The organism is Pigmentiphaga sp., from assembly GCF_033795525.1.
Classification (GTDB): Bacteria; Pseudomonadota; Gammaproteobacteria; order Burkholderiales; family Burkholderiaceae_B; genus Pigmentiphaga.
In genome coordinates, this window is record NZ_JARYGM010000001.1 from 730,137 (window position 1) to 752,523 (window position 22,387).

21 protein-coding genes are annotated in these 22,387 nt (G+C 66.7%); 5 read left to right on the forward strand and 16 right to left on the reverse strand.

Translation table 11 applies throughout. From position 1 onward, the window contains the following. Positions 1-41 precede the first annotated feature (41 nt). A complete protein-coding gene (locus tag QHC78_RS03495) occupies positions 42-980 on the forward strand; it encodes a LysR family transcriptional regulator (RefSeq protein ID WP_319742468.1) in 939 nt (312 codons plus the stop codon). Positions 981-1,071: 91 nt separating this feature from the next. Next, a complete protein-coding gene (gene trxA / locus QHC78_RS03500; protein WP_319742469.1) occupies positions 1,072-1,914 on the forward strand; it encodes a thioredoxin in 843 nt (280 codons plus the stop codon). A 58-nt stretch (positions 1,915-1,972) separates the two neighbouring features. Here trxA and QHC78_RS03505 read toward each other — a convergent pair whose 3' ends face one another. From QHC78_RS03505 to tkt, 6 genes are read right to left on the reverse strand one after another with little or no spacing between them, the layout of a single operon-like run. Next, on the reverse strand, positions 1,973-2,857 hold the full coding sequence (locus tag QHC78_RS03505; RefSeq protein WP_319742470.1) for a phosphoribosylaminoimidazolesuccinocarboxamide synthase: 885 nt from the start codon (positions 2,855-2,857) through the stop codon (positions 1,973-1,975). Between the two features lie 28 nt (positions 2,858-2,885). Next, a complete protein-coding gene (gene fba / locus QHC78_RS03510) occupies positions 2,886-3,950 on the reverse strand; it encodes a class II fructose-bisphosphate aldolase (RefSeq protein ID WP_319742471.1) in 1,065 nt (354 codons plus the stop codon). 33 nt (positions 3,951-3,983) lie between these two features. After that, entirely contained in the window at positions 3,984-5,432 is a 1,449-nt protein-coding gene (gene pyk, locus QHC78_RS03515; RefSeq protein WP_319742472.1) for a pyruvate kinase, read from the reverse strand. A gap of 4 nt (positions 5,433-5,436) precedes the next feature. After that, entirely contained in the window at positions 5,437-6,639 is a 1,203-nt protein-coding gene (locus tag QHC78_RS03520; protein ID WP_319742473.1) for a phosphoglycerate kinase, read from the reverse strand. 2 nt (positions 6,640-6,641) lie between these two features. Beyond that, positions 6,642-7,652 carry a type I glyceraldehyde-3-phosphate dehydrogenase gene (gene gap / locus QHC78_RS03525; protein WP_319742474.1) on the reverse strand — a complete coding sequence of 337 codons (1,011 nt, stop codon included), beginning with the start codon at positions 7,650-7,652 and terminating at the stop codon, positions 6,642-6,644. 59 nt (positions 7,653-7,711) lie between these two features. After that, a complete protein-coding gene (gene tkt, locus QHC78_RS03530) occupies positions 7,712-9,760 on the reverse strand; it encodes a transketolase (RefSeq protein ID WP_319742475.1) in 2,049 nt (682 codons plus the stop codon). Positions 9,761-9,881: 121 nt separating this feature from the next. Here tkt and QHC78_RS03535 point away from each other — a divergent pair, with 121 nt between their 5' ends. Next, positions 9,882-10,625, forward strand: a complete 744-nt coding sequence (locus QHC78_RS03535; protein ID WP_319742476.1) for a 16S rRNA (uracil(1498)-N(3))-methyltransferase — start codon at positions 9,882-9,884, stop codon at positions 10,623-10,625. Positions 10,626-10,649: 24 nt separating this feature from the next. Here QHC78_RS03535 and sodC read toward each other — a convergent pair whose 3' ends face one another. The 6 genes from sodC to QHC78_RS03565 all read right to left on the reverse strand — a co-directional run bounded on the left by sodC (position 10,650) and on the right by QHC78_RS03565 (position 16,634). Then, on the reverse strand, positions 10,650-11,177 hold the full coding sequence (sodC, locus tag QHC78_RS03540; protein WP_319742477.1) for a superoxide dismutase [Cu-Zn] SodC: 528 nt from the start codon (positions 11,175-11,177) through the stop codon (positions 10,650-10,652). A gap of 32 nt (positions 11,178-11,209) precedes the next feature. Beyond that, the gene (locus QHC78_RS03545) at positions 11,210-11,656 is read right to left on the reverse strand and encodes a barstar family protein (protein WP_319742478.1); all 447 of its coding nucleotides are present in this window, start codon (positions 11,654-11,656) and stop codon (positions 11,210-11,212) included. A 3-nt stretch (positions 11,657-11,659) separates the two neighbouring features. Next, positions 11,660-12,082 carry a guanyl-specific ribonuclease gene (locus QHC78_RS03550; RefSeq protein WP_319742479.1) on the reverse strand — a complete coding sequence of 141 codons (423 nt, stop codon included), beginning with the start codon at positions 12,080-12,082 and terminating at the stop codon, positions 11,660-11,662. 2 nt (positions 12,083-12,084) lie between these two features. Then, entirely contained in the window at positions 12,085-13,335 is a 1,251-nt protein-coding gene (locus tag QHC78_RS03555) for a patatin-like phospholipase family protein (RefSeq protein ID WP_413816401.1), read from the reverse strand. Beyond that, positions 13,316-15,637: an NADP-dependent malic enzyme gene (locus tag QHC78_RS03560; protein ID WP_319742481.1), complete on the reverse strand. Its 2,322-nt coding sequence runs from the start codon at positions 15,635-15,637 to the stop codon at positions 13,316-13,318. Before QHC78_RS03560 ends, QHC78_RS03555 begins: the two co-directional genes overlap by 20 nt. A gap of 70 nt (positions 15,638-15,707) precedes the next feature. Next, the gene (locus tag QHC78_RS03565) at positions 15,708-16,634 is read right to left on the reverse strand and encodes an FAD-binding protein (RefSeq protein WP_319742482.1); all 927 of its coding nucleotides are present in this window, start codon (positions 16,632-16,634) and stop codon (positions 15,708-15,710) included. A gap of 247 nt (positions 16,635-16,881) precedes the next feature. On the opposite strand from QHC78_RS03565, the gene QHC78_RS03570 reads away from it, so the two are divergent. Beyond that, positions 16,882-18,048 (forward strand): pyridoxal phosphate-dependent aminotransferase, encoded by a 1,167-nt coding sequence (locus tag QHC78_RS03570; protein WP_319742483.1) that lies wholly within the window; start codon positions 16,882-16,884, stop codon positions 18,046-18,048. On the opposite strand, the gene QHC78_RS03575 is transcribed toward QHC78_RS03570, so the two are convergent. Beyond that, the gene (locus tag QHC78_RS03575; RefSeq protein WP_319742484.1) at positions 18,041-19,021 is read right to left on the reverse strand and encodes a lytic transglycosylase domain-containing protein; all 981 of its coding nucleotides are present in this window, start codon (positions 19,019-19,021) and stop codon (positions 18,041-18,043) included. The two genes, QHC78_RS03570 and QHC78_RS03575, sit on opposite strands and share 8 nt — an antisense overlap. A 641-nt stretch (positions 19,022-19,662) precedes the next feature. On the opposite strand from QHC78_RS03575, the gene QHC78_RS03580 reads away from it, so the two are divergent. Further along, on the forward strand, positions 19,663-21,213 hold the full coding sequence (locus tag QHC78_RS03580; RefSeq protein WP_319742741.1) for a UbiD family decarboxylase: 1,551 nt from the start codon (positions 19,663-19,665) through the stop codon (positions 21,211-21,213). A 54-nt stretch (positions 21,214-21,267) separates the two neighbouring features. Here the strand turns inward: QHC78_RS03580 and QHC78_RS03585 are convergent, their stop codons facing one another. The 3 genes from QHC78_RS03585 to QHC78_RS03595 are packed head-to-tail and all read right to left on the reverse strand — an operon-like array spanning position 21,268 to position 22,370. After that, positions 21,268-21,645 (reverse strand): hypothetical protein, encoded by a 378-nt coding sequence (locus tag QHC78_RS03585; RefSeq protein ID WP_319742485.1) that lies wholly within the window; start codon positions 21,643-21,645, stop codon positions 21,268-21,270. Further along, positions 21,642-22,049, reverse strand: coding sequence for a phage holin family protein (locus QHC78_RS03590; RefSeq protein WP_319742486.1), 408 nt, complete (start codon positions 22,047-22,049; stop codon positions 21,642-21,644). The genes QHC78_RS03585 and QHC78_RS03590 overlap by 4 nt, the downstream gene beginning before the upstream one ends. 9 nt (positions 22,050-22,058) lie before the next feature. Next, the gene (locus QHC78_RS03595; protein WP_319742487.1) at positions 22,059-22,370 is read right to left on the reverse strand and encodes an ElaB/YgaM/YqjD family protein; all 312 of its coding nucleotides are present in this window, start codon (positions 22,368-22,370) and stop codon (positions 22,059-22,061) included. Positions 22,371-22,387: the final 17 nt, after the last annotated feature.

A 22,387-nucleotide genomic window follows, 5' to 3' on the forward strand; every position in this document is an offset into this window, starting at 1 on the left:
ATTTTTGTATATTCAAACTGCAAAAGTGGTTATTGAGTGATATGGACGCCCTGCGCCTGACCCTACGCCAATTACAGATATTCACCGCCATCGCCGACAGCGGAAGCACCAGCGGGGCGGCGGCGCTTGTGTCCTTGTCGCAATCGGCCACCAGCGCCGCGCTCAATGACCTGGAACGCGCACTCGATATGGCCTTGTTCGACCGGGTCGGCAAACGCCTGGTGCTCAACGACAACGGGCGCGAATTGCTGCCGCAGGCACGCGAGCTGCTGGACCGGGCCGCCGCGATCGAACGATGGGCGCGCGATGGTCCGGGGCATGTCGGCCTGCTCCGGATAGGCGCCAGCACCACCATCGGCAACTATGTGCTGCCCATGCTGCTGGCCGGTTTCAGGCGGGATCTGGAAAGCAGCGGCCAGCCGAGCTGGACCGCCCATGTCGCCATCGCCAATACGCTGACGATCGCCACCCAAGTGGTGAACTTCGAGCTGGACCTCGCGCTGGTCGAAGGCCCCTGCGAACAACCGGAGCTGACGGTCGAACCCTGGCTGGCCGATGAACTGGTCATCGTGGCGGGCGCGCGCGACCCCATCGTGCCGGCGCCGGGCGTCCGCGTCTCCATGGAGCAATTGCGCGCCGCCACGTGGCTGTTGCGCGAGGAAGGCTCAGGCACCCGCGAGACGATTCGGGAGGCGCTGACCCCGCATCTGCTGCACATGAAGTCCGGCATCGAGTTCGGAAACTCCGAAGCCATCAAGCGCGCAGCGGCGGGCGGCCTGGGCATTACCTGTTTGTCGCGCTGGGTCGTGAGCGACATGCTCCAGGCCGGCGAGCTGGTCGAGTTGCCGACCGGCCTTCCCAGGCTGGTCCGGTCGTTCTACCTCATCTCCCATGCGCGCAAGCAGGCAACGCCCGGCGTGCGCCGGCTGAGCGACTACCTGCGGGCGTTTGCCCGGACCTCGCCGCAGCCGGTGCCCTGACCGGGCGACCGGGCGTCCCGCCGCGGCGAGCCGCAAGCCCCAAAATGAAGCACAATCTCCTTTTCGCTTATTGCTTCATAGGATTCCCGGTATGGATGTCACGCTCGCCAATTTCGAGCGCGAGGTATTGTTGGCCTCGCGCGAAAAACCGGTCCTGGTGGATTTCTGGGCGCCCTGGTGCGGCCCCTGCCGCTCGCTCACGCCGGCCCTTGAAAAACTCGAACGCGAGTATGGCGGCCGCTTCAAGCTGGTTAAGGTCAACGTCGACGAAAACCAGCAACTGGCAGCCCATTTCCAGGCGCGCAGCATTCCACTGGTAGTGGCCATCCTCGACGGACGCCCGGTCGACCAGTTCACCGGCGCACTGCCCGAAGGGCAGCTGCGCGCCTTCATCGACCGGCTGCTGCCGCTGCCGCACGAGCAGGAACATCAGCAGGCCCTGGCCGCCATGCAGGCCGGCGACGCCGCGGCCGCCGAGAAACATCTGCGCGCGGCGCTCATGCTGGAAGCCAGCTACGATCCGGCGCGCATGGACTACGTCGAATTGCTGCTCACCACCGGACGGCCGGAAGACGCCAAGGCGCAGTTCGAGCTGCTCACGCCCCAGGCCAAGGCCGATCCCCACTATGCCAACCTGGAAACGGCGCTCAACGCGGTCGAGCAGGCCCAGGACACGCCCGAGGAAACCGAGCTGCTGACTCGCATCCAGCAGAATCCCGACGACCTGCAGGCGCGGCTGGATCTCGCCAACAAGCGCATCGCGCGCCGCGCCTGGGCTGGCGCCATGGACGAACTGCTGGAGATCGTGCGGCGCGACCGCAGCTTCCAGGACGAGATCGGCCGCAAGACCATGATCGCTGTTTTCGACATGGCGTCTGCGCAACCCGAACTGGTCGCGCAGTACCGGCGCAAGCTTTCGTCGTTGCTGTTCTAGCGGGCCGGCGGACCGGACCCGACGCCCGGCCGGCCCCGCGACCTACTTGCGGGGCCGCTCAGGCCCCCACCAACCGGACCTTGGCTTCGCGGTACTTGTCGGAGGTCCGTTCCAGCACGTTCTGCGGCAGCCGCGGCGCAGGCGCGGTCTTGTTCCAGGGCTGGGTTTCCAGCCAGTCGCGCACGAACTGCTTGTCGAACGACGGAGGGCTGGTGCCCGGCACATAGGAGTCCGCCGGCCAGAAGCGCGAGGAATCCGGCGTCAGGACCTCGTCCATCAGGTGCAGCACGCCCTGGTCGTCCAGGCCGAACTCGAACTTGGTGTCGGCGATGATGATGCCGCGCTGGGCGGCGTACTCGGATGCAACCTGGTAGATGCGCAGCGACACGTCGCGGATCTGCTCGGCCAGCTGCGGGCCGACTTCCTTCACGACGTGCTCGAAGCTGACGTTCTCGTCGTGGGCGCCCAGTTCGGCCTTGGCGGCCGGCGTAAAGATCGGGGCGGGCAGCTTCTGCGCCTGCACCAGCCCCTCGGGCAGCTTGATGCCGCAGACGCTGCCGGTTTCCTGGTAATCCTTCCAGCCTGAACCGATCAGGTAGCCGCGCACCACGGCTTCGACCAGCACCGGCTTCAGGCGCTTGACCACGACCGCGCGGCCGGCCACCTGGTCGCGCTCGTCGGCGGCCACCACCGTCTCGGGCGCGATGTCCGTCAGGTGGTTGGGAATGAGATGCCCGAGCCGGTTCAACCAGAAGTTGGTGAGCGAGTTCAGGACCTCGCCCTTGCCCGGTATCGGATCGTCGAGGATGACGTCGAACGCCGACAGGCGGTCGGTCGTGACGATCAGCAGCTTGTCGTCCCCGACAGCGTACATGTCGCGCACTTTGCCGCGACCCAGCAGCGGCAGGGAACGGATGGTGGACTGGTAAAGCGGTGCGGACATGACGCTGCCTTGTGGGGTTGGAGAAGACTCAGTTGACGACTTGGGCCAGCTTGCCGGAAGCGTACTCCGACGCGATCACGGTAAGCGGGATCGGCTTGATCTTGCTGGCGTTGCCGGCCGTGCCGAACTGGGTGTAGCGCTCGACGCAGATCTTCTTGGCGGCCGCGCGCGCCGGCTTGAGGTACTCGCGCGGGTCGAACTTGGAAGGATTCTCGGCCAGGAACTGCCGGATGGCGGCCGTCATCGCGAGCCGGATGTCGGTATCGATGTTGATCTTGCGCACGCCGTGCTTGATCGCTTCCTGGATCTCCTCGACGGGCACGCCGTAGGTTTCCTTCATATCGCCGCCGAACTCGCGGATGACGGCGAGCAGGTCTTGCGGCACGCTGGAGCTGCCATGCATGACCAGGTGAGTGGTCGGCAGGCGGCGATGGATTTCCTTGATGCGATCGATGGCGAGGATGTCGCCGCTCGGCTTGCGGCTGAACTTGTAGGCGCCGTGGCTGGTACCGATGGCAATGGCCAGGGCATCGATCTGGGTGCGTTTGGCGAAGTCGGCGGCCTGCTCCGGATCGGTCAGCAACTGCTCGCGCGTCATGGTGCCCTCGGCGCCGTGGCCGTCTTCCTTGTCGCCTTTCATGGTCTCGAGCGAGCCCAGGCAGCCCAGTTCGCCTTCGACGGAAATGCCTTTCTCATGGGCCATGTCGACCACCTTGCGGGTGACTTCGACGTTGTAGTCGTATTCGGCGATGGTCTTGCCGTCTTCGCGCAGCGAGCCGTCCATCATGACGCTGGAGAAGCCCATGGCGATGGCGCCGCGGCAGACGTCGGGCGACTGGCCGTGGTCCTGGTGCATGACCACGGGAATGTGCGGGTACGACTCGACGGCGGCGGCGATCAGCGCCTTGAGGAAACCTTCGCCGGCATATTTGCGGGCGCCGGCCGAGGCCTGCATGATGACCGGGCTGTTGGTTTCATCGGCGGCCTCCATGATGGCCTGGACCTGCTCCAGGTTGTTGACGTTGAAGGCCGGGATGCCATAGCCATTTTCTGCCGCATGGTCGAGCAGTTGACGCATGGAAACGAGTGCCATTGTGAACTCCTGAAAGAAAAATAGGATGCCGGTTCAGCCGTGCTGGCCTATCCGCACGATTTTTAGAGTATTGGTTCCGCCCGGCGAGCCCATGGGCTCGCCCACCGTGAAAACGACGAGATCGCCAGGACCCGCCACGCCTTTGTCCACCAACAGTTTCTCGGCGGCCAGCAGGGCCGCGTCGCGGTCGCCCGATTCTTCCAGCTGCAGCGTCCGGACGTTGCGGTACAGCGCTACTTTACGCTGGGTCGCCACGCGCGGCGTCAACGCGTAAATAGGTGTTGCACTATCGTGCCGGCTCATCCACAGCGTCGTCGCACCCGAATGGGTCAAGGAACAGATGGCTTTGCATCTCATATGGTGGGCCGTGAACAGCGCCGCATAGGCGATGGACTGGTCCACCCGCTGGAAGGTCTGGTCCAGGAAATCCTTGTCCAGCTCGAAATGCTGGGATTTTTCGGCTTCCAGGCATATCGACGCCATGGCTTCGACCGTCTCCACCGGATAGCGTCCTACCGCCGTCTCGGCCGAAAGCATGACCGCATCCGTGCCATCCAGCACAGCATTGGCCACGTCCGAGACTTCCGCCCGCGTCGGCATGGCGTTGACGATCATGGACTCCATCATCTGGGTGGCGGTGATGACGGTGCGGTTGCGCGAACGCGCGAGCCGGATCATGCGTTTCTGCAGCGCGGGCACCGCTGCAGTGCCGACCTCGACCGCCAGGTCGCCGCGCGCCACCATGATGCCGTCCGAGGCGTCGATGATTTCCTCCAGCACGCCGATGGCCTCGGCCCGCTCGATCTTGGCGATGAGCTGCGGGCGGGCGCCAATGGGGGCGCCGGCGATGGCCACCAGCTGCCGGGCCATCTCCATGTCGGTGCGGTTCTTAGGAAAGCTGATGGCGATGTAGTCCACCCCCATCTGCACCGCGGCGCGGAGATCTTCCATGTCCTTGCCGGTCAAGGCCGGCGCGGTCAAGCCCCCGCCTTGCCGATTGATGCCCTTGTTGTTGGACAGCTCGCCCCCGACCACGACCTCCGTGTGGATCTCGTTGCCGGATACGCGGCTCACCCGCAGGCGGATCAAGCCGTCGTTCAGCAGCAGGATGTCGCCGGCATGCACATCGCGCGGCAGGTCGGGATAGTCCAGGCCGACCCGGCCGGCATCGCCGATATCACACGAGGCATCGAGGATGAACGGCTGGCCGGCCTCGAGCTGGACACGGCCTTCGGCGAATTTGCCGACGCGGATCTTGGGTCCCTGCAGATCGGCCATGATCGCGACCTCGCGGTCGCAAGACAAGGCCGCAGCCCGCACCAGGCCGGCGCGGGCCGCATGGTCTTCCACCGTGCCATGCGAAAAGTTGAGCCGTACTACGTCGACGCCGGCGCGGATCATCCGCGCCAGCGTGTCGGCCGAGCTCGAAGCGGGGCCGAGGGTAGCCACGATCTTCGTGGCCCGGGCGGAAGTAGCGTCCACAGCTTCAGGCGCCGGGCGCGGCGCGCTCCTCCAAAATGGCGACCGCAGGCAAGGCCTTGCCTTCGAGGAACTCCAGGAAGGCACCGCCGCCGGTCGAGATATAGCCCACCTGGTCCGCGATGCCGTACTTGGCGATCGCGGCCAGCGTATCGCCGCCGCCGGCGATCGAGAAAGCCGGCGAGGCCGCGATGGCGCGCGCCAGCGTCTCGGTGCCGTGCGAGAACGCATCGAACTCGAACACGCCCACCGGCCCGTTCCAGACGATGGTGCCGGCCGCCTTGAGCAGCTGCGCCAGGCTGTCGGCCGTGGCGGGCCCGATGTCCAGGATCATGTCGTCGGCCGCGACCGCATCCGCGGACTTGGTCTCGGCCGGCGCGTCGGCGGCAAAGGTCTTGGCGCAGACCACGTCGGTGGGGATGGGCACGGCTGCGCCGCGCTTCTCCATCAACGCGATGATGGCCTTGGCTTCGTCCACCAGGTCGGGCTCGGCCAGCGACTTGCCGATGGGCAGGCCCTTGGCGAGCATGAAGGTATTGGCAATGCCGCCGCCGACGATGAGCTGGTCCACCTTATCGGCCAGGCTCTTGAGGATCGTGAGCTTGGTCGAGACCTTGGAACCGGCCACGATGGCGACCAGCGGCCGCTTGGGCGACTGCAGCGCACGCCCCAGGGCATCCAGCTCGGCTGCCAGCAGCGGGCCGGCGCAGGCCACCGGCGCATGGCGGGCGATGCCATGCGTGGTGGCCTCGGCCCGATGGGCGGTCCCAAAGGCGTCGTTGACGTAGACGTCGCACAGCGCGGCCATCTTGCGCGCCAGCGCGTCGTCGTCCTTTTTCTCGCCCTTGTTGACGCGGCAGTTCTCCAACAGCACCACCTGGCCCGGCTGGACGGACACGCCGTCGACCCAATCGGCCACCAGGGGCACCGGCTGCCCCAGCAGCTCGGCCAGGCGCTTGGCCACGACGGCCAGCGAGTCCGCGGGGGTCAGAACGCCTTCGGTGGGGCGGCCCAGGTGCGAGGTCACCATCACCGCCGCGCCGGCATCCAGCGCCAGGCGTATGCCCGGCACCGACGCGCGGATGCGGGTGTCCTCCGTGATGTTGCCCTGGTCGTCCAGAGGCACGTTCAGATCGGCGCGGATGAACACCCGCTTGCCGGCCAGTTGTCCCTTGGCCGCGAGGTCGGCCAGCGTAATGACCTGGCCCATGCTTATTTCGCCGACATCAGCGCAACGGTGGTGTCCAGCATGCGGTTGCTGAAGCCCCACTCGTTGTCGTACCACGACGAGACCTTGACGAGGTTGCCGTTGACCTTGGTCAGGGTGGCGTCGAAGGTGCTGGAAGCGGGATCGTGGTTGAAGTCCGACGACACCAGCGGCTCGGTCGAGTAGTTCAGGATGCCCTTGAGCGAACCCTCCGAAGCTTCCTTCAGGATGGCGTTGACCTCCTCGACGGTCGTGTCGCGCTTGGCAACGAAGGTCAGGTCGACGATCGAGACGTTGATGGTCGGGACGCGGATGGCGTAGCCGTCGAGCTTGCCGTTGAGCTCCGGCATGACCAGGCCGACCGCGGCGGCGGCGCCGGTCTTGGCCGGGATCATGTTCTGGGTGGCCGAGCGGGCGCGGCGCAGGTCCTCGTGGTAGACGTCGGTCAGCACCTGGTCGTTGGTGTAGGCGTGGACGGTGGTCATCAGGCCCGAGACGATGCCCAGCTTGTCGTGCAGCGGCTTGACCAGCGGGACCAAGCAGTTGGTGGTGCACGAGGCGTTCGAGATGACGGTGTGTTCCGCCTTCAGCACGTCCTGGTTCACGCCGTAGACGATGGTGGCGTCCACGTCCTTGCCGCCGGGGGCGGAAATGACGACCTTCTTGGCGCCACCCTTCAGGTGGGCGCCGGCCTTTTCCTTGCTGGTGAAGAAGCCGGTGCATTCCAGCACCACGTCCACGCCCAGTTCGCCCCAGGGCAGTTCGGCCGGGTTACGGTTGGCCAGCACGCGGATCTTGTCGCCATTGACCACCATGTAGTCGCCCTCGACCGTGACGGTGCCCGGGAACTTGCCGTGGGCCGTATCGAAGCGCGTCAGGTGCGCGTTGGTCTTGGGTGCGCCCAGATCGTTGATCGCAACGATCTCGATGTCGTGCTTCTTGCCGCCTTCGTAATGGGCCCGCAGGACATTGCGGCCGATGCGGCCATAGCCATTGATCGCGACACGGATAGTCATGGTGTTTTCCTTTGACGAGAAGAATTTTTGACGACGTATGGCGGACGGATGCTCCCCGCTCAGCCCACCACCTTCCGGACGGCCTCTACGACCCGTTCGGCGGTAAACCCGAAATGCTTGAACAACACACCGGCCGGCGCGGATTCGCCATAGGTATCGATCCCTACGACCACGCCGTCCAGGCCTACATACTTACGCCAATAGTCGGTGACCCCCGCCTCGACCGCGACGCGCGGCAGGTGGCGCGGCAGTACGGACTGGCGCCAGGCATCGTCCTGCCGGTCGAACGCCTCGGTGCACGGCATCGACACCACACGCACGAAAATGTCTTCCTTGGACAGCGCTTCCTGCGCCGCCAGCGCCAGCGCCACTTCGGAGCCGGTGGCGATAATGATGGCGCGCGGGTTCAGCGCGTCGCGCAGCACATATCCGCCGCGGGCAATGTCCGCGATGGTGGCCTGGTCGCGCTCGACGAAGGGGAGGTTCTGGCGCGACAGCAGCAGCGCGGTCGGACCGCCGGCCTTGACGTCCATGCCCACGCTGGCGGGACGGCTGACCGCCGCCCCCCAGGCCACCGCGGTCTCGGTGGTGTCGCAGGGACGCCAGACGTCGAGGTTGGGGATCAGGCGCAGGCTGGCGGCGTGCTCGACGGACTGGTGGGTGGGTCCGTCTTCGCCCAGGCCGATGGAGTCGTGCGTGAAGACGTGCACCACGCGCTGCTTCATCAGCGCGGCCATGCGCAGCGCGTTGCGCGAATAGTCGGAGAAGGTCAGGAAGGTACCGCCGAACGGCAGGTAGCCGCCATGCAGCGCGATGCCGTTCATGATGGCGCTCATGCCGAACTCGCGCACGCCATAGTTGATATGGCGGCCGAACTCGATGCCGTCCTGGCCGGCGCGTACCGGTGCGACGCCCTTCCAGTCGGTGTAGTTCGAGCCGGTCAGGTCGGCCGAGCCACCCAGCAGCTCGGGCAGCATCCCGGCCAGCGCCGTGATGGCGAACTGCGAGGCCTTGCGGGTAGCGACGGTTTCCTGCTTCTGGTTGGTCTCGGCCACGAACTGCGCGAGCCGGTCGGCGAAGTCCTGCGGCAGCTCGCCGCGCATGCGCCGCTGGAAATCGGCGGCCTGCTCGGGGAATTGCGCGGCGTACTTCTCGAATAGTGCGTTCCACTCGCCCTCGGCCTGGGCGCCCTTGGCCTTGGCGTCCCAGAAGGCATAGACCTCGGCCGGGATCTCGAACGGCGGATAGGGCCAGCCGATGGCAGCGCGGGTAGCAGCGATTTCCTTGTCGCCCAGCGGGGCGCCATGCACCTTGTCGGTACCCTGCACGGTCGGCGCGCCCTTGCCGATGACCGTGCGGCATTCGATCAGCGTCGGTCCGCCATGGCGTCCGGACTGGGCCTTGGCCTGGGCGATGGCGGCTTCGACGGCCTGGGCGTCGTGTCCGTCGACATGGCGGATGACGTTCCAGCCATAGGCTTCGAAACGCTTGGCGGTATCGTCGGCAAACCAGTACTTGATGTCACCGTCGATGGAGATGCCGTTCGAGTCGTACAGCACGATCAGCTTGGACAGCTTGAGGGTGCCGGCCAGCGAGGCGACCTCGTGCGAGACGCCTTCCATCAGGCAGCCGTCGCCGACGAACGCATACGTGTAGTGATCGACGATGGGCAGGCCGGGACGGTTGAATTCGGCCGCCAGCAGCGCTTCGGCCAGGGCCATGCCCACGGCGTTCGAGATGCCCTGGCCCAGCGGGCCGGTGGTGGTTTCGACCCCCGGGGTGATGCCGACTTCGGGGTGGCCCGGCGTCTTGGCGTGCAGCTGGCGGAAATTGCGCAGCTCGTCCATGGGCAGGTCGTAGCCGGTCAGGTGCAGCAGCGAATAGATCAGCATCGAGCCGTGGCCGTTGGACAGCACGAAGCGGTCGCGGTCGGGCCAGGCGGGATTGGCCGGGTTGTGGCGCAGGTGTCCGTGCCAGAGAGCGAGGGCGATTTCAGCCATGCCCATCGGCGCGCCCGGATGGCCCGAGTTGGCTTTCTGGACGGCGTCCATGGACAGGGCGCGGATAGCGTCCGCCATGTTGAGTTGAGGGGCGGCTTGATTGCTCATGAAGACACTCGTTCTGGCGGGAAATCCCGCTGCTACAAAGCTTTCGAGTTTAACATTCGTCCAGGTCCCCCACCCTTCCGAGGGGGCCGGCGCTAGTCAAAAGTTACATCGCTCACGCACCATGCCGCTTCCCCGCTTCCACGTCGACCTTCCGCTGTCCGCCGGCGCCCGTGTGGCGCTGCCCGATTCCATCGCCCATCATGCGCTGCGCGTATTACGCCTGCAAGCGGGAGCAGGGCTGGTCGTGTTCGACGGGCGGGGCGGCCAGTATCCGGCCGTCCTGGAGATCGCCGGCAAGCAAGGCTATGCCGTGCTCGGCCCGCACGATCCTCGCGAGGCCGAGCTTCCGGGACGCATCGTGCTGGCGCAGGCCATCCCGTCCGGCGACAAGATGGACTGGGTGGTCGAAAAAGCGGTCGAGGTAGGCGCCGCGGCCGTGCAGCCCCTCGCGGCGGCCCGCAGCGTGCTCCGGCTGTCGGGAGAGCGGCTGGAGAAACGGCTGCAGCACTGGCGGCGGGTCGCGGTGGCCGCATGCGAGCAATGCGGACGCAACCGCATTCCCGAGGTCGCCGCGCCGCTCACGCTCCAGCAATGGCTGGACCGCCCCGCCGCCGATGGTGCCGTGCGGCTGCTGTGCGACCCGGATGCCGAGACGCGGCTGACCGACTGGGCCGCCGCCCTGCCCGCCGCGCCCGCCGCCCTGGAGCTGCTGGTGGGTCCCGAAGGCGGCTGGTCCGACGCGGAATACGCGCTGGCCCGTCGCTACGGCGTGCGCATGGTCCGCTTCGGCGACCGCATCCTGCGCACCGAGACAGCGGGCACCGCGCTGATCTCCGCGCTCAGCGCCAAGCTCGGCTGGGTCTGACGCTCGTTCGACGGGCGTCCCGGCCTATTGGATGACGCCGCAGGCGGTCCGCGCGCCGCCGCCGCCCAGCGGCGCGGGATGGTCGGCGTGGTTGTCCCCGCCCTGGTGCACCATCAGCGCCCGTCCCTTGATGTCGGACAGGCTTTTCAGCCTCGGCGCCAGCACAGGGTAGTTCGCCTTCCCTTCGGCATCGACGTACAGCGCGGGGAGGTCGCCCAAGTGGGCGCCGTCATCCCACGGCTCGCCATGCTTGCCGGTTTTCTTGGGATCGTAGTGTCCGCCCGCCGCCAGCGCGGCCACGGGCTTGCCATCCTGCTGGCCGGGATCGCAGCTGGGATTGGCGTGCACATGGAAGCCATGCTGGCCCGGCGGCAAGCCCGTGAGCGCCGGCCTGAAGACCAGGCCATAGGCGGTTTCCGTCACCGTGACGGTACCTATGTCGCGCCCCTTGCCCTGGGCGTCGACAGTCGACATGGGGATGGACAGATCGGCGAGCGCCGGAGCGCTGGCCAAGGACGCCGCCAACAACGCGAAACCCACACGGTGCTTCATCGGGGACTCCTCCTGGTTGCGCCAGCCGGTTGTCAGCTGGCGGAAGATGGCCGGGCCGGCGCAGCTGCGCCGTCGGCCCTGTCGAGAACGAACGCGAAGGTCTTGCCGTTCTCGCGCGCGAACTCGACCACGTCCTCGCCTACCTGCGCAATGGCCGGCGCGTGTTCGGCCAGGCCGGGGTCGTCCTGGTGCAGCTGGCGCAGCGCCAGTACCATGCCGACCTTCTGATCCAGGACCGCATCGCACAGGCTGTCGTACAGCGCATCGAGATTGCCGCCGAAATGTTCCGGGAAGTCGAGGGCGTTGGCGATCGCTCGCAGCACGGCCGATTTGCTCTTGGCGCGCGAACAATCCACTTCGAACACGGCCAGCTTCAGGCCCTCGGCAGCACGCCTGAGGGCCTGCGTATCGATACCCTGGCCATGCACGGCGCCCCCGGACTGGAGGCACTCGCTCAAGGTTCTCGAGTTCAAGGACATGGATCACTCCCGTATGCGCCGGAAGGACGCATAGTGATCGGACGTATACCAATATTCGCCGCTGGTGGCCGGATCGCCGGTGTCGCCCTGGCCGGCGACGATGCGCCTGGCCCCGCGATTGCGGGCCCCGGGGGTGGGCACCGTGTACTCGGTATAGTACCCACGAGGACGCAGCGGCAGAAGCCGCTCCCGGTTATAAAACGTCACGCCGTCCCGGGGATGCGTAAACCGGTGGCCCGACTTGATCTGGGCCAGCACTTGCCGGGCCTCGGGCGGCAGGTCGCGCACCGACACCGTTCCGGCTTCGCCCTTGGCACAAGCGGCAGCACCCAGCACCATGGCCAGCAGGCCCCCAGCCAGCCAGGCCACCATCAGGCGGCCGGCGGACCAGGCACGCAGGGATTTTGAAATATTCCTGCAAAACATCGTCATTCCTCGTCGGTGCGGAAGAACGCAAGCACTTCCGCGCTGCGGATGAGCGTATCGCCAAACCCGAGGGCGATCAACTCACGGGTGTATCCCGGCTCGAACAACAAATAAGAGGCCAGGGCCGCGCCCGTCATCCCATCCGGCCCGGACGAGACGCCCATGCTGCGCAGCAACGCCCGCATGGCGCCGGGCAGGCTGGCCAGATGACGGCCGGCGATCTCGTCCAGTCTCTGGCTGGGCGAGATCGAGAGCACCTTGACCGGCCGCAACGGGCCGCGCCAGCGTTCTTCCGGGGACAGGCGCGACAAGGTCTGATTGATGCGCTGGAGGCGCTCGATGTCGGCATCCAGGCTATCCAGAAAAATATTGGAGAGCGCGTGACCGCCGATCTGGGCCAGCGTGGGATAAGTGGCGGCGCCGGCCCGCCGGTCCGGATCGGCTTCCGCGCGGCCTCCGCCTATCACCAGCACCCGCCCGGCTCCCAAGTGGATCGCCGGGCTGATGGGCGCCAGTTGCCGCATGGAGCCGTCGCCGCACCACTCGGGCTCGCCGTGCACGAGCAGCCTGCGCGCGGGAAAGACAAAAGGAATCGCACTGGACGCCAGCAGGTGTTCGACGCCGATGTCGGCCCGCACCGCAATCCGGAGCGAGCGGCGCCACGGCTCGATCTCGTAGGCCGATTGATAAAAGGTGATGTGCTGGCCCGATGTATAGCCGGTGGCGGCGATGGCCAGTGCCTGCACCACGCCATCGGCGAGGTTGGCGCCCAGGCGGTGGAAATCGAGCACGCCGCGCAGCAGCTCGCCCAAGGGCTGATTATCCAGCAGCGAGGGCCGCTTCTTGCGTCCGACGCGTGCCAGCGTCAACCCGAACGACAGCATGGACATCCATCCGCCATTGCCGCGCAAGCCCTCCAGCGTATCGGTGCGGTAGACCTGTTCGGCGTGGAAGTTCTCCCAGACCTGCAGCATGTGTTCGACCGTCGTGGCGAGACGATCGGCGCCGCACGCCAGTACGGCGGCATTGATGGCGCCGGCGGACGTGCCGCACAGGATGTGGAAAGGGTTGGCGGAAAGACCGCCGGGGCGGTCGCTCAGGATACGGACGATGGCCTTGAGCACGCCCACCTGGTAGGCGGCGCGGGCGCCGCCGCCAGCGAGCACGAGGCCGGTGCTGGCTGGCCGCAGCACCGGCAGGGAGGAGACCCCGCGCGAGGGTTCCGGGGAAGGATCAGCGCCCGCCGCCTGCATCCATCCGGGAAGCGTTGGCGTCCATGACGGTCAGCGCCGTCATGTTGATGATGCGCCGGACCGTGGAACTCGCGGTGAGGATGTGGACGGGCGCCTTGCAGCCGAGCAGGATGGGACCGATGGCCACATTGTTGCCGGCCGCCGTCTTGAGCAGGTTGTAGGAAATGTTGGCCGACTCGATGGTGGGGCACACCAGCAGGTTGGCCTCGCCCTTCAACGCGCTGTCGGGCATGATCCGATGGCGGATCGCCTCGTCGATGGCGCAGTCGCCGTGCATTTCGCCGTCGACTTCCAGCCACGGCGCGCGTTCCTGGATCAATGCCAGCGCTTCCCGCATCTTCACCGCGGACGATGCGTTGCTGGAACCGAAATTGGAGTGCGACAGCAGCGCCGCCTTGGGCTCCACGCCCAGGCGCTTCATTTCCTCGGCCGCCATGATCGTGATCTCTGCGAGCTGATCGGCGGTCGGGTTCTCGTTCACGTGGGTATCCACCAACACCACCGTGCGCTGCGGCAGCACGAGGAAGTTCATCGCGGCATACACCTTGGCATTGGGACTGCGGCCGATGACCTCGTCGATGAATTGCAGGTGGTTGCCGTACGGACCCACGGTGCCGCAGATCATGCCGTCGGCGTCGCCCTGGTGCACCATCATCGCACCGATCAGCGTCAGGCGCCGCCGCATTTCGATCTTGGCGTATTCCTTCGTGATGCCCTTGCGCTTGGTCATCTCCCAGTACGCCTGGGAGTAATTGCGGTGGCGCTCGTCGAACTCGGTGTTCGTCACTTCGACGTCCTGGCCCAGGCGCAGCCGCAGGCCGAGCTTCTCGATACGCTTGGCCAGCACGGCCGGCCGGCCCACCAGGATGGGCTTGGCCAAGCCATCGTCGACCACGGCCTGCACCGCGCGCAGCACGCGCTCGTCCTCACCCTCGGTGTAGACGATCCGCGCCTTGCCGCCGTCGCGCACGGTGCGGCGCGCGGCGCCGTACAACGGACGCATGAATGCACCCGAGTGGTAAACGAACTGCTGGAGCTGCTCGACATAGGCGTCCATGTCGACGATCGGCCGCGTGGCCACGCCCGAATCCATGGCGGCGCGAGCCACCGCAGGCGCGATCCGCACGATCAGGCGCGGGTCGAACGGCTTGGGAATCAGGTACTCGGGACCGAAGGAAAGGTCCGACACATCGTAGGCGGCCGCCACGATTTCGCTTTGCTCCTGGCGCGCGAGCTCGGCAATGGCGTGCACCGCCGCGATTTCCATTTCGCGCGTGATCGTGGTGGCACCCACGTCCAGCGCCCCGCGGAAGATGTACGGGAAGCACAGCACGTTGTTGACCTGGTTCGGGTAGTCCGAACGCCCCGTCGCGATGACGGCGTCGTCCCGCACGGACTTGACCACCTCGGGCAGCACTTCCGGCGTGGGATTGGCGAGCGCGAGGATCAGCGGCCGCTTGGCCATCGCAGCGACCATCTCCGGCTTGAGCACGCCGCCGGCCGACAGGCCGAGGAACACGTCCGCGCCTTCTATCACTTCGGCCAGGGTACGCTTGTCGGTCTCCTTGGCGTAGCGTTCCTTGTCGGGGTCCATCAGCGTGGCGCGGCCCTTCCAGACGACGCCGTCGATGTCGGTCACCCAGATGTTGTCGGCGGGCACGCCCAGGTCGACCAGCAGGTTCAGGCAGGCCAGCGCCGCTGCGCCGGCGCCTGAGGTCACGAGCTTGACTTCATTGATCTTCTTGCCGACCACCGCCAGCCCGTTCAGGAAGGCGGCCGCCACCGTGATCGCCGTGCCGTGCTGGTCGTCGTGGAATACGGGGATATTCATGCGCTCGCGCGCCTTGCGCTCGACCACGAAGCACTCGGGCGCCTTGATGTCCTCGAGGTTGATGCCGCCGAAGGTCGGCTCGAGCGCGGCAATGATATCGACCAGTTTTTCCGGGTCGGTTTCGTTGACCTCGATGTCGAAGACGTCGATGCCGGCGAATTTCTTGAACAGGACGGCCTTGCCTTCCATGACCGGCTTGGAGGCCAGCGCGCCGATCGCGCCCAGGCCCAGCACCGCGGTGCCGTTGGAAATCACCCCCACCAGGTTGCCCCGCGCGGTATAGCGGAACGCCGCCGCGGGGTCGTCGACGATGGCCTCGCAGGCCGCGGCTACCCCCGGAGAATAGGCCAGCGCCAGATCGCGCTGGTTGACGAGTTGCTTGGTCGGAGCAATGGAAATCTTGCCCGGACGGCCGGACTCGTGATATTCGAGGGCGGCCTTGCGCAAGTTGGGATCGAGGGGTTGAGCCATTGAAAAATAACGCCCCGGTGGGGGTCACACAAAGTTATGCGAGGGTCGGATTATCCGCTCCCGGCACGGGTTACACAACCGACGAGGGGAAAACGCCCCCTGCGTCGAACGTAGCCTTGACGAAGGCATCGAGCCGGTCGGCGGGAGTCTCCCGCCCCGCGCCGCCGGCTTCCCGAGCCGCCAGCGACAGCGCGGGCGGCGCGATCCCGGCATCCCGCAGCCGCAGCCGGAACCGGGCGGGCCACGCCAGCGTGCCTTCGCTGCCCAGCAGGAAATGCGCGGGATTGGGGACCGGCGTCACGCCCTCCGGGCCCACGCGCGGCGACAGCGCGTCGAGGCGGTATCCCGCCGGCCAGGCCGGCTCCTCCAGCATGGACGCCATGGCCGGATCGCCCGCCAGCTGGAACAACTCGGACACCAGCCGGCTGCCTGCGGCGGAGCGCAGAGGCTGGGTGGAATCGGCCCCGAACGGGCCGAATTGCTCGAACGAGCCGTCGGCCAGCAGCACGAGGGCGGCGTCCAGCCCCGAGTCCGCGCAGCGCCCGGGCAACCAGCCGCGGGTACGCATCAGCCATTCTCCAACCAGTTCCTGATCGTCGGCCGCGTGCCAGCGCCAGGAAGTGCCTGCCAGGCGATCGTGCAATTCCCCCATGGGGCATCCGGCCTGCACCACGGCCAGGCCGCGGCGCTCATCCAGCATTTCGATGGCGGCAAGCCGGGAAAGATCGAGCCGCAGCCAGTCGCGATCCACGGGCAATGCGGCTTCGCGCGCGCCCGGCTGGACCAAGAGGACACCCAGTTCACGGCACAGCGCGGCGGCGTGGTAGACGTCTTCCTCGCGGCCCACGACCAGCCGTGCCCTGCCCGGCACCCCGGGCTCCGCCGTCTCGTCGTGCACCGGGCCTTTCGCCACGCGGGCCAGCCGCTGGCAAAACGCCGGCCACGGCGCATCGGACAGCATGCCGGGGAGTAGGAACGCGCGGCGGCCTGGTTTCATCGCGAGCGGTCCGGCTGGCACCCCGGGGACGCCAAGGACAAAGGCGTCGCCCCCTGCCGCCGCTGGCGGGCACGGTGCAACCGGAAGCAAATCGAGCGTGGCATGCGGCCATTGTAGCGGCCTGGTGCGCAAGCATGGCCACTTGCCCACCCGGCCGCGCCTGCAGTCTGCAGGCGATACGCACTAATATGGAGCCTCTGGCGCCGCCGCCTTCGCTGCCTGCCTCTTTCACTCCGGTTCGTATCCCATGCTACGCCTCTCGCCCCGCGTTGCCCGCATCGCCCCGTTCTATGCCATGGAAGTCGTCAAACAGGCCGCGGCGCTGCAGGCCGCCGGACGGGACATCGTGCAGATGAGCATAGGAGAGCCCGACTTCACCGCCATCCCGGCCGTGGTCGAGGCACTGGAGCGCACCGCGCGCGAGGGCCGGACCCAGTACACGGAAGCCGTGGGCATCGCGCCACTGCGCGAAGCCATTGCCGGTTTCTACCAGACCCGCTTCGGCGTCGGCGTCGACCCCTCCCGCATCATCGTCACTGCCGGCGCGTCGGGCGCACTGCTGCTGGCCTGCGCGGCACTGATCGACACGGGGGCCCAGGTGCTGATGCCCGATCCCACCTACCCTGCCAACCGCCACATCGTCACCGCGGCGGGCGGCGAACCCGTGCTCGTCCCGGCCGGGCCGGCAGATCGCTTCCAGCTCGCCGCCGAACACGTACGGCGGCACTGGACCCCCCGTACTGCCGGGGTCGTGGTGGCGTCGCCCAGCAATCCGACGGGGACCTCGATCGCACCCACTGCCTTGGCCGAGCTGGCCGAGGAAGTACGGCGCCGCCAGGGCTTCGTCATTGTCGACGAGATCTATCTCGGCCTGAGCTACGAAGGCGACCGGCGCTCCGCATTGGCGCTCGGCGACGACCTGGTCATCGTCAACAGTTTCTCCAAGTACTTCCACATGACCGGTTGGCGCCTGGGCTGGCTGGTCGTCCCGCCGCAGCTGGTCTCCGCCTTCGAGAAACTGGCCCAGAACCTCGTGATCTGTCCTTCCACGCTCGCGCAGCACGCGGCGGTGGCCTGCTTTGACCGGGAATCGCTGGAGATTTTCGAGGCGCGCCGCGAAGCGTTCCGGCAGCGGCGCGATTACCTGCTACCCGAGTTCGAGCGCCTGGGCCTGCGCGTTCCGGTCAAGCCGGACGGGGCCTTCTATATATATAGTGATGTAAGCGCGCATGCGCCGGACAGCGCCAGCTTCGCCACCCGGCTGCTGCACGAAGCCGGCGTGTGCGTGGTGCCCGGCCTGGATTTCGGCGCCGCGGACACTGGGTCCTACGTGCGCTTTTCGTATGCCACGGACCTCGCCAGGCTGCAGGAAGCCGTGGCGCGGATGAGCAAGCTGCTCGGTACGGCTACATGACAGCCGGGGCGTCCGGATCCGGGCTCTTCACCGATACCGCCTCGGATGGTTGGGTAGGAATAGGCTGGGCCTTGGCCGAGCGCTCCGCGGCGGCGGGAGCGGCTGGCGCATAACCCGGCAGGTCCGGAGGCAGGCCGGCGGCCGAAGCAAGGCGGCGGCGTTCGGCCAGCACCTTGTCGCCATAGGGACTGGACCCATCCGGCCCTACGCCCACGTACATCCGCAGGCCCGCCGCCAGCGAACCGCCGCGCTCGATGTATTCCTTCAGGATGGAAGCGCCGACGCGAATGTTGGCGACCGGGTTCCAGGCGGCTTGGTCGCCGCCGAAAGGTTCGAATCTTTCGCTATGGACACGCGTCAGCACCTGCATCAGGCCTTGGGCGCCCACGTGGCTTTCCGCGAACGGGTTGAAGCTCGACTCGATGGCAATGATGGCCAGCAACAGAAGCGGGTCCAGCCCCATTTCCTGGCCCACCCCGTACGCGGTAGAGATCAGCATGCGGGTGGCTTCGTTCGACACCCGGTACTTACGGGCGATGTAGCGGCCGAGCGACTCGGTCTGCACCGCGGACACCTTGACCACCGGCAGCTTGCGCGCGACCTGGCCATCGCCCATGGACCCCAGGAAGGCAACCGTGTGGCTGTGGGAATGGACCTGGGTCTTCAGTACGGCAGACTTGGCCGGCACCGGCGAGGCCGCCGGGACAGAGCCGGCCGGTTCGCTGTCGAGCTCGGCCGGAGCGGCGGCCTCTGTCTGGGCCAAGGGCTCGGCCTGCGCCGCCTCGACGCCGACCAGGGCATCGCGGAGTTGAAGGATTTGCGTGCGCGACTGGGGCACGGACACAGCAACGACGGCCGCCACCAGCACGGCCAAACTACCATAACCAATCATTGAGCGAGACCACTTCGCCATACCCTCTCGGACATGAGCGGCAGCCTGCTTGAGCGACGAACGCGACTGCGCGTCGGGCATGCTTACCTCCTTGCATCGGCGGGCCACAAAAAATCCGCATCCGGCGACTGTGTGGAAAACCACTCCGGACGTCAGGCCACGACCTGCTTGGCTGTACATCGCGCCACCGTCAGGACGACGAGCGGCACACCTGCATGATCGCTATCGCAGAGATAGCTCGGGACCATGCCTGTTTCGGGCGGACGGCGCGTTTGCGCCAGAAAGAGAACTCCAGTATGGTGGGCGCCCGATAGCCCGTTGAATCAACCCGGTGGTTTGGTCCGTCCTCAAGGACAGCCAGGGGCATCCTGGACACAACGCGGGTCTACGCTGAAAGTGCCCGGATTGTAGGAATGCGGTTTGGACAGGTCAACCGTAATTCCTCACCATTTTGGTGCATTCCCTGGGAAGCCCCCATTATTGCCATTTTCTATTGGCGATGATGTGACTGTATGCGGAAACATCAGGAAAAGTAAGCGCGTACTACCACGGAGATCGCGTCACAACCTGAAACATGGGTAAAATCTGCCCTATTTCACGGCTGCCGGCGCGTCCGATCGCCGCCGTCCCGCCAGAGCAAAACCCTGCTCGGCCGCCGGCGTACCGCGGCGAGCCGGGTTAAATTGGCGTCCCCTCGTGTTCCCCGAATAGGTGCCGTGCAAGTGAAATACCGCGACCTCCGAGACTTCCTTCGCCAGCTCGAAACCCGGGGCGAACTCAAGCGCATCTCTACCGCGGTATCGACCCACCTCGAAATTACCGAGATCAGCGACCGCGTACTAAGGTCGGGCGGGCCTGCCCTGCTATTCGAGAATGTCTTGCAGCCCGGGCGGGGCAAGGCCGACATGCCCGTGCTCGCCAATCTGTTTGGAACGGCCCGTCGCGTCGCACTGGGCATGGGCGCCGAGGACGTCGGGGCGCTGCGCGAAGTAGGCGAGTTGCTGGCTTCGCTGCGCGAACCGGAGCCGCCGCGCGGGTTGCGGGACGCGCTGGGCAAAGTCGCGATGCTGAAGTCGGCGCTTTGGGACATGGCTCCGCGCGAAGTGCGGGGCGCCGCGTGCCAGGAGGTCGTGCTCGAAGGCGACGAGGTGGATCTGGGCCGGCTGCCTATCCAGCACTGCTGGCCGGGGGACGTCGCGCCGCTGCTGTCATGGGGACTGGTCGTGACCCGCGGTCCCAACCGCAAGCGGCAGAACCTGGGCATCTACCGGCAGCAGCCCCTGGGACGCAATAAACTCATCATGCGCTGGCTGTCGCATCGCGGCGGCGCGCTCGATTTCCGGGACCACATGCTGGCGCATCCCGGCCAGCCCTTTCCGGTTGCCGTCGCGCTGGGAGCCGACCCGGCCACCATCCTGGGAGCCGTCACGCCGGTGCCCGACGCGCTGTCCGAGTTCCAGTTCGCCGGACTGCTGCGAGGCGGCCGCACCGAGGTCACGCGCTGCCTGGGCAGCACCCTGACCGTCCCGGCATCCGCCGAGATGGTGCTCGAAGGCCACCTGCTGCCGCTATCCGATCCGCGCGCCCAAGCGCGGCAAGCCGCGCCTGGCGTCGCGCCCCCGCCCGACAACGGCTACGAAATGGCCCTGGAAGGCCCCTACGGGGACCACACCGGGTACTACAACGAACAAGACTGGTTCCCGGTATTCACCGTCGAGCGCATCACCATGCGGCGCGACCCTATCTATCACTCCACCTATACCGGCAAGCCGCCCGACGAGCCGGCCGTGCTGGGGGTGGCCTTGAACGAAGTGTTCACGCCGCTGCTGCGGCGGCAGTTGCCCGAAATCGTGGATTTCTACCTGCCGCCCGAAGGCTGCAGCTACCGGATGGCCATCGTCTCGATGCGTAAGCAATACCCTGGCCATGCCAAGCGGGTCATGTTCGGCATTTGGAGCGTATTGCGCCAGTTCATGTACACCAAGTTCATCGTGGTGGTGGACGAAGACATCGACATACGCAACTGGCAGGACGTGGTGTGGGCCATTACCACGCGCATGGATCCGGTTCGCGATACCGTCCTGGCGGACCGCACGCCCATCGATTACCTGGACTTCGCCTCCCCGGTATCGGGGTTGGGCGGCAAGATGGGGCTGGACGCCACCAACAAGTGGCCAGGCGAAACCGACCGGGAATGGGGCCGGCCCATCGTCATGGACGCCAATGTGAAAAAGCGGGTGGATGGCCTGTGGAAGGAACTGGGTCTCGATTGAGAACGGCAGGGCGGTCGGCCTCTGGCGGCGCGCGCCGCCATGCCGTACGCGTATCTAGCGCGGACTGCCGCTCCGCGGTGGGCGGTCGTCCTGCTTGAACGCGCGCCAGAGCTTGTACCCCTGGTAAGCGGCGACGGCAACGCCCCCCAGCTTGAGCAGCTTGAAAATACCGCGCCCGCGAACGCGGGCGAGCAGCATTGGCACCGCCGACGATACGATGGGATAACGCCGCAGCATGCGCCACGCGCGCATGGCGGTCGTCACGCCGCCCGCGCCGCCCAGGCGCGGCAAGACCGACTTGAGCATGGCACTGGGCGCAGCCGCCGCCTTGATGCGATGGACATGTGCAGCCAGCTCCATCCGCTCTATGGAGGAGCGGGCGAGCAACAGTTCCTTGCGCGCCTGCATGTCGGTGTGGCGGCCGCGGCTCATGAGCGGTCTCCTCCTCGGTCGGCATCGGCTACCGCGGCCAGCATGTCCCGGTCGCGCTGGAGTTCGGCCAGCGTGTCGTCAAAGGCGATCGGCGCGTGCGAAGCCTGCCGGCGGACCATGAACAGCATGACCAGCCCCACCAGCAGGTAGGCCGCACCGACCAACGCAATGGCGAGATGGCGGTACTCGGTATCCCAGAACACCACCACGATCAGGAACGAGAACATCATCAGGCCGAGCGTCAGGCACAACAGGGCTGCCAGCGCGACCAGCAGCATACCCATCAGCCGCGACTTTTCCTCGGCCAGCTCGATGGCGACGAGCTCGAGCCGCGTGCGAAGGATGCCGACACAGGTGGCAGCCAGCGTGCGCAGCGAGCTCAGCAGGTGCGGCGACTCGGACACGCCGTGCGATCAGCGACGGTTGTTGACCAGGAGGCCGGCGAGAAAGCCGACCGCCGCCGCAATACCGATGGCGCGCCACGGGTTGTCGTGCACGAAATCGTCGGTCGCCCGGGCGGCGGCCTTGCTGCGCTCCAGCATGGAGTCCTGGACGTCGAGCAGCTTCTCGCGCGCACGCTTCAGCGAAGTCAGCGCACGCTCGCGCAGCTCCACGGCGCGGTCGCCGGTGCTGGAGGCAGCTTGCTTGAGCAGGTCTTCCGCGTCGTTCAGCACGACCTTCACGTCGGAGAGAAGTTTTTCTTTGCCTGCGTTGCTGGTATTCATGCTTGCGCTCCCTGCGT